The following is a 6411-nucleotide window of genomic DNA, read 5'->3' on the forward strand; positions in this document are numbered from 1 at the left end:
TTACACTGTTTAACCGATGGTCATCAGGCTGGCGTTACCACCCGCTGCGGCGGTGTTGACGCTCAATGCGCGCTCAATCACCAAACGCTCCAGCGCAATGTTGGTTTCACCTTGCGACAGGCCCTGCACGCCAACGATGGCGCCGGCACGCTTGGCCACTTGTTGGCAGACCGCACGCAACTGATCGGAATGGCCATGATGCAGAACCGCATCAAACACCACTTCATCCTTGTTCCAGTCGGAAACCAGCTTGATGCGCGCCTGAATGTCCTTCGGCAAGCGTGCGAACAAGGCCTTGGTCAGTTCAGCTTCCGGCCATACCGCCGAACCGCCTACCGCCAATACCGCTGCCAGTTGCGTCAGCAGATCGCCTTCGACTTCCGCCAGGCACAGCACGTGCTCGCGCGGCAGGATCGCATAGCTGTTGCGCTCGCCGGTCGGGCCGGCCAGCAGGCGGGTGATGCCGCTTTGCGATTGGGCGGCGAACTGCGCGCACAGGGCGCTCAGGTCGGCGAGCTTGTTGCTGTCGGCCCAGGCTTTCAGGGCGGTCAGCGGTTTGCTCATGGATTCGCGCAAGCGAACGTCCGGTGCTGCGATGGCGTCGCCACGGGCGAAGGATTGTTCGATCGCATCGGTAGGACGCGTCGACAGCAGGCGGTAAAGGTACAGCGGACCACCGGCTTTCGGACCGGTACCCGACAAGCCTTCGCCGCCGAACGGCTGGACGCCCACCACGGCACCGACGATGTTGCGGTTGACGTAGACGTTACCGGCGTTGACGTTATCGATCACCTTGGCGATGGTCTCGTCGATGCGGGTGTGCACGCCCAGGGTCAGGCCGTAGCCGGAGGCGTTGATCTGGCCGATCAGTTGATCGATGTCTTTGCGCTTGTAGCGAACCACGTGCAGCACCGGGCCGAAGATCTCCCGTTGCAGTTCGTCGAAGCTTTCCAGCTCGATCAGCGTCGGCATCACGAAGGTGCCGCGCTTGATTTCTTCGGCGTCGGCGATGGCCACCTGGTACACGCTGCGACCTTTGTCGCGCATGGCCTGGATGTGCTTCTCGATGCCGGCCTTGGCTTCAGCGTCGATCACCGGGCCGATGTCCACGGACAGGCGCTCGGGGTTGCCGAGGCGGCTTTCAGCCATGGCGCCCTTGAGCATTTCGATGACACGGTCGGCGGAATCTTCCTGCAGGCACAGTACCCGCAGGGCCGAGCAACGCTGGCCGGCGCTGTCGAAGGCCGACGAAACGACGTCGATCACCACTTGTTCGGTCAGTGCCGAAGAGTCCACGATCATCGCGTTCTGGCCACCGGTTTCGGCGATCAGCGGAATCGGGCGGCCCTGGTTGTCGAGGCGGCCGGCGATGTTGCGTTGCAACAGGCGAGCGACTTCGGTGGAACCGGTGAACATCACGCCTTTGACGCGATCGTCACCTACCAGGCCAGCGCCGACGGTTTCCCCACGGCCTGGCAGCAGTTGCAGCACGCCTTCCGGAATGCCGGCTTCGAGCAGCAGGCGCACGGCTTGAGCGGCGACCAGCGGGGTTTGTTCCGCAGGCTTGGCCAGTACCGGGTTGCCGGCCGCCAGCGCAGCGGCGACTTGACCGCTGAAGATCGCCAACGGGAAGTTCCACGGGCTGATGCACACGACAGGGCCCAGCGGACGGTGCGCGTCGTTGGTGAAATCGTTGCGCGCCTGCACTGCGTAGTAACGCAGGAAGTCCACGGCTTCACGCACTTCGGCGATGGCGTTGGCGAAGGTCTTGCCGGCTTCACGAGCCAGCAGGCCCATCAGCGGCTGAATCTCGCCTTCCATCAAGTCGGCGGCGCGTTCCAGGATCGCGGCGCGTTCGGCGGGCGGGGTGGCCTGCCAGATCGGTGCGGCGTTCAGCGCGCACTGGATGGCGTTGTCGACGTCTTCGACGGTGGCTTCCTGCACGTGGCCGACCACGTCACGCAGATCGGACGGGTTCAGTACCGGCGCAGGTGTTTCGGTGCTGGAAGCGCAACCGAGCATGGGCGCCGCTTTCCAGTGGTTATGTGCGGTTGCCAGCAGGGCGCAGGACAGGGAGGCCAGGCGATGTTCGTTGGCCATGTCGATGCCGCTGGAGTTGGCGCGCTCGGCGCCGTACAGGTCACGCGGCAGCGGGATGCGCGGGTGCGGCAGGCCGAAGCCGCCTTCCAGCGTCGCCATCTGCTCGATGCTGGCCACCGGATCGGCCACCAGCTCCTGAATCGAAATCGACTGGTCGGCAATACGGTTGACGAACGAAGTGTTCGCGCCGTTTTCCAGCAGGCGACGTACCAGATAGGCCAGCAGGGTTTCGTGAGTGCCGACCGGAGCGTACACGCGGCACGGACGGTTCAGCTTGCCTTCGGAAACCTTGCCTACAACCTGTTCGTACAGCGGTTCACCCATGCCGTGCAGGCACTGGAATTCGTACTGGCCCGGGTAATAGTTCTGACCGGCGATGTGATAAATGGCCGACAGGGTGTGGGCGTTGTGCGTGGCGAACTGCGGGTAAATGACTTCCGGCACCGACAGCAGTTTGCGTGCGCAAGCGATGTAGGAAACGTCGGTGTACACCTTGCGGGTGTAGACCGGGTAGCCCTCCAGGCCTTCGACCTGGGCGCGCTTGATTTCGCTGTCCCAGTAAGCGCCTTTTACCAGGCGGATCATCAGGCGATGGCGGCTGCGGCGAGCCAGGTCGATCACATAGTCGATCACGTACGGGCAGCGCTTCTGATAGGCCTGGATCACGAAGCCGATGCCGTTCCAGCCAGTCAGTTGCGGCTCGAAACACAGGCGCTCGAGCAGATCCAGCGACAGCTCGAGGCGGTCGGCTTCTTCGGCGTCGATGTTCAGGCCGATATCGTACTGCTTGGCCAGCAGGGTCAGCGACAGCAGGCGCGGGTACAGCTCGTCCATCACGCGCTCGTATTGCGCGCGGCTGTAGCGCGGGTGCAAGGCCGACAGCTTGATCGAGATGCCCGGGCCTTCATAAATCCCGCGGCCGTGGGACGCTTTGCCGATCGAGTGGATGGCTTGTTCGTACGAGGCCAGGTACTTCTGGGCGTCGTGTTCGGTCAGCGCGGCTTCACCGAGCATGTCGTAGGAGTAACGGAAACCCTTGGCTTCGAATTTGCTGGCGTTGGCCAGGGCTTCGGCGATGGTTTCACCGGTGACGAACTGCTCGCCCATCAGGCGCATCGCCATGTCGACGCCCTTGCGGATCATCGGCTCGCCGCTCTTACCGATGATGCGGCTCAGGGACGAGGTCAGGCCTGTTTCGTTATGGGTAGAGACCAGTTTGCCGGTCAGCAGCAGGCCCCAGGTCGCGGCGTTGACGAACAGCGAAGGGCTGTTGCCCAGGTGTGGCTGCCAGTTGCCGGTGCTGATCTTGTCGCGGATCAGTGCGTCACGGGTGCCTTTGTCCGGGATGCGCAGCAGCGCTTCGGCCAGGCACATCAGCGCCACGCCTTCCTGGGACGACAGGGAAAATTCCTGCAGCAGGCCTTGAACGATGCCGGCACGACCACCCGCGCTCTTCTGATTGCGCAGTTTTTCGGCAATCGAGGCGGCGAGTTTGTTGGTGGCTTCGGCCATCGGTGCCGGCAGGCGAGCCTGCTCGATCAGCATCGGCACCACTTCCGGTTCCGGACGACGGTAAGCGGCGGTGATCGAGGCGCGCAGCACCGATTGCGGCAGGATGCTTTCGGCGAATTCGAGGAAGCACTGGTGCGCGTGGTCGACATGGACGTCGCCCGTGTCGTCAGCGTCCTTGCTGGTCAAACCGTTCAGCTCGGTCAGGGTTGCACCACCCTCGAGTTTCTCCAGGTAATTGAAAATTGCCTGCTTGATCAGCCAGTGCGGCGTGCGATCAATCGAGGTCGCGGCAGCCTTGAGGCGTTCGCGGGTCGGGTCATCAAGTTTGACCCCAAGGGTGGTGGTAGCCATGTTTTTATCCTCATGTTTGCCACGACTGCGTGGCATCAGCTGGCGGCAAGATTAGCCGTGCGCCGAAAGAGGTGCAACCGGGTGCAACCCTTTTTTTGTCGGAATATTCAGCAGCTCGTCAGGAAATAAATTCTGGTACGAGCGTACTGTGCCTACTTGGTGCTTTTGCTTCTATCGCGTCGTATCTACTGCGCTAAAAGGGAGCAAAAAGGCCTGCTTTTGCTGAAAATCCGATTAGGTGCAACTAATTCTCCAGAAATGGGTTGCACCTTATTTGCTTTGTTGAATAGCATTCGCGCCCCAAGGTGCAACCGACCATAAATGGCAGGTTCACCGGCTGATGGCTTTCCTGGGGAAACATCAGTCATAAATGCGCGGGATCCCGGATCGTCTGTCAAACGTCATCGTTTGCGAGCGGTTCACCAGCCGCCGCTACATAAAAACAAAGCCAGGGCGTAACTTAATGAGCGTAAGCAACCCAACCCTGATCACGTTCGTGATCTACATCGCAGCCATGGTGCTGATCGGCTTCATGGCCTATCGCTCCACCAACAACCTTTCTGACTACATTCTCGGCGGTCGTAGCCTGGGCAGCGTCGTTACGGCACTGTCTGCGGGCGCATCCGACATGAGCGGCTGGTTGTTGATGGGCCTGCCGGGCGCCATCTACATGTCCGGTCTGTCCGAAAGCTGGATCGCCATCGGCCTGATCATCGGTGCCTACCTGAACTGGCTGTTCGTCGCCGGCCGTCTGCGCGTGCAGACCGAGCACAACGGCGATGCCCTGACGCTGCCGGACTATTTCGCCAGCCGTTTCGAAGATAAAAGCGGGCTGCTGCGGATCATCTCTGCGGTCGTGATCCTGGTGTTCTTCACCATCTACTGCGCGTCCGGCATCGTGGCCGGTGCCCGTCTGTTCGAAAGCACCTTCGGCATGTCCTACGAGACTGCGCTGTGGGCCGGTGCTGCGGCGACGATTGCCTACACCTTCGTGGGCGGTTTCCTGGCGGTGAGCTGGACGGACACCGTACAAGCCACCCTGATGATTTTCGCCCTGCTGCTGACGCCGATCATCGTGCTGCTGGCCACTGGCGGCGTCGATACCACGTTCCTGGCCATCGAAGCGCAAGATCCAAGCAACTTCGACATGCTCAAGGGCACGACCTTCATCGGCATCATCTCGCTGATGGGCTGGGGCCTGGGTTACTTCGGTCAGCCGCACATCCTGGCGCGTTTCATGGCGGCGGATTCGGTCAAATCGATTGCCAAGGCCCGTCGCATCTCCATGACCTGGATGATACTGTGCCTGGGCGGCACCGTTGCGGTAGGTTTCTTCGGTATCGCTTACTTCTCGGCTCACCCTGAAGTGGCCGGTGCCGTCACCGAAAACCACGAGCGCGTGTTCATCGAACTGGCGAAAATCCTGTTCAACCCATGGGTGGCCGGTGTCCTGCTGTCGGCGATCCTGGCGGCCGTGATGAGCACCCTGAGCTGCCAACTGCTGGTGTGTTCCAGCGCCCTGACCGAAGACTTCTACAAAACCTTCCTGCGTAAAAGCGCTTCCCAGGTTGAACTGGTCTGGGTCGGCCGTGCCATGGTGCTGCTGGTTGCCCTGATCGCGATCGGCCTGGCGGCCAACCCGAGCAACCGCGTACTGGGCCTGGTGAGCTATGCCTGGGCCGGTTTCGGTGCTGCATTCGGCCCGGTCGTGCTGATCTCGGTGATCTGGAAAGACATGACCCGCAACGGCGCACTGGCCGGTATCCTGGTCGGCGCGATCACCGTGATCGTGTGGAAACACTTCGAACTGCTGGGCCTGTACGAAATCATCCCTGGTTTCATCTTCGCCAGCCTGGCGATCTACATCGTCAGCAAGCTGGGTAACCCGACTAGCGGCATGCTTTCGCGCTTTGCTGCTGCCGAGGCAGATTTCCGTCTGAACAAGTGATAAGCGATGGGGAGAGCGCTTCCCATCTCTGATAAAAGAACGGCTCGCAGCTTTAAGGTGCGGGCCGTTTTTTTGTTCAGGCACTGGCCCTAACCTCCAGCTTTGTCGTCTTTTTCTTTACCGCTTGTGGGACATTTCCTGTTTTGCTCGGGCGTCTTGAATTCTCTCTGTGTGCACGTACTTTGCGTTGGCCCGCCTCATGCCCGAGGCGGGGTAACTCATCCCTGACAGTGGCGGGCTTCCCACGGTTGGGAGGCGATCAGAGAGGGATATCAAGACATGGCTATCGGTCCAGGCGACAAAACCAGTGCACCCGTGCAGAAGTCCAACGCAGAGAAACTCGCCCGCCTTGATCGAGCCGCCCAGGCCGAGCGCGCCGCCAAGGCGCAGCCTCACATTGATATCAACTGTACGCTGATGCCATGCCCCGCCAGCCAGGCGGAGCTTTTCGTCGTGCCCGTGCGTTATGCCCTGGCCGAGGAAAAGGCCACTGACCCTTG

General features: G+C 61.3%; 3 protein-coding genes. 2 read left to right on the forward strand and 1 reads right to left on the reverse strand.

All coding sequences use genetic code 11. From position 1 onward, the window contains the following. Positions 1–9: 9 nt before the first annotated feature. Positions 10–3963 carry a trifunctional transcriptional regulator/proline dehydrogenase/L-glutamate gamma-semialdehyde dehydrogenase gene (gene putA / locus AC1Q6D_RS26105; protein WP_103404521.1) on the reverse strand — a complete coding sequence of 1318 codons (3954 nt, stop codon included), beginning with the start codon at positions 3961–3963 and terminating at the stop codon, positions 10–12. 463 nt (positions 3964–4426) lie between these two features. On the opposite strand from putA, the gene putP reads away from it, so the two are divergent. Both putP and AC1Q6D_RS26115 read left to right on the forward strand, forming a co-directional pair. Continuing rightward, entirely contained in the window at positions 4427–5911 is a 1485-nt protein-coding gene (gene putP / locus AC1Q6D_RS26110; protein ID WP_103404522.1) for a sodium/proline symporter PutP, read from the forward strand. A 279-nt stretch (positions 5912–6190) separates the two neighbouring features. After that, positions 6191–6411, forward strand: a 221-nt coding sequence (locus tag AC1Q6D_RS26115) for a hypothetical protein (RefSeq protein WP_492573981.1), incomplete at its 3' end; no start/stop codon positions are given.

This window comes from Pseudomonas sp. MT92 (assembly GCF_058792515.1).